Here is a 1,090-nt window from a genome sequence, read left to right on the forward strand (position 1 = left end):
CGGCCAGTTGGCCCAGGTCGGCCGCCATGACGCGTTGATGGCCACGCCCGGCCGTTACCGCGAGTTGTTCCACGAGCGCGAAGCGATCAATCGCTGGCGCTTGCGCCCAGACCCTACCGTTCCCCAAAGGACCGTCCCCCATGACCGATAACCCATCACTGGCATGCGTTCATCCTGCACCCGGCGGCCTCGCACACAGCCCCGAGGCGCTGTGCGCCGGTGTCGCGCAGTTGCTCGACTATGCCCCCCAGGACCTGGAGCCCGATGCCTCGCTGATCGAGCAGGGCCTGGACTCGGTGAGCATGATGCGCCTGCCGGCCTTGCTCGCCCGCGAAGGTGTGCAGGTGAGCTTTGCCGAACTGATTGAGCAGCCGACCCTTGAGGCCTGGTGGTTGCTGATCGACCGCCGTCGCGGGCAGGCGACGCACCTCAAGCCCGTCGCCGCCGACAACGATTTCGCCCTCACACCGTTGCAGCAGGCTTATTGGTTTGGTCGCGACCCGGCCATGCCGCTGGGGGGCGTTGGCTGTCACCTGTATCAGGAGCTGGACGGGTATCAGGTCGACGCTCAACGCCTGGAAAGCGCGGTGATACGCCTGACTCACCGCCATCCCATGCTGCGCGCCTGTTTCCCGAACGCCACTTGCCAGCGCGTGCTGCCGACCAGCCCGTGGCCTGGGTTGACCGTGCATGAACGGCCGGATGAGTTGGCCTCGCGTGAGCGCCTGGCCCACCGCTGCCTGGATGTGCGCCAGGGCGAGGTGTTTGATGTGCAACTCAGCCGCTTGCCCGACGGCCGCAGCCGGGTGCACCTGAACATCGATTTGCTGGTGGCGGACGTCCTGAGTATCAGCGTACTGCTGCGGGATCTGGCGCTGATCTACAGCGGGCAAGAGGCGCAGCTGCCACGTCTGGAATGGGATTTTGCCCACTACCTGGGCGCCACCCGAACCAGCGATGCCGGCGCGCGGGACTACTGGCTGCAACGTCTGGATGACCTGCCCGACGGCCCGCAACTCCCCTTGGCACACGAGCCGCAATCCCTCGGCCCGCCGCGTTTTCGTCGCCTGGCGATGCGCCTCGGCCGCGC

The 1,090-nt window shown here is 67.0% G+C and carries 1 protein-coding gene; it reads left to right on the forward strand.

All coding sequences use genetic code 11. The annotated features are described in order from the left end of the window. Nucleotides 1-140: 140 nt before the first annotated feature. On the forward strand, nt 141-1,090 hold a 950-nt coding region (locus HX846_RS37675; protein WP_256740479.1), incomplete at its 3' end, for a condensation domain-containing protein.

Source organism: Pseudomonas sp. K5002 (assembly GCF_013386655.1).
In the GTDB taxonomy this organism is placed as follows: Bacteria; Pseudomonadota; Gammaproteobacteria; order Pseudomonadales; family Pseudomonadaceae; genus Aquipseudomonas.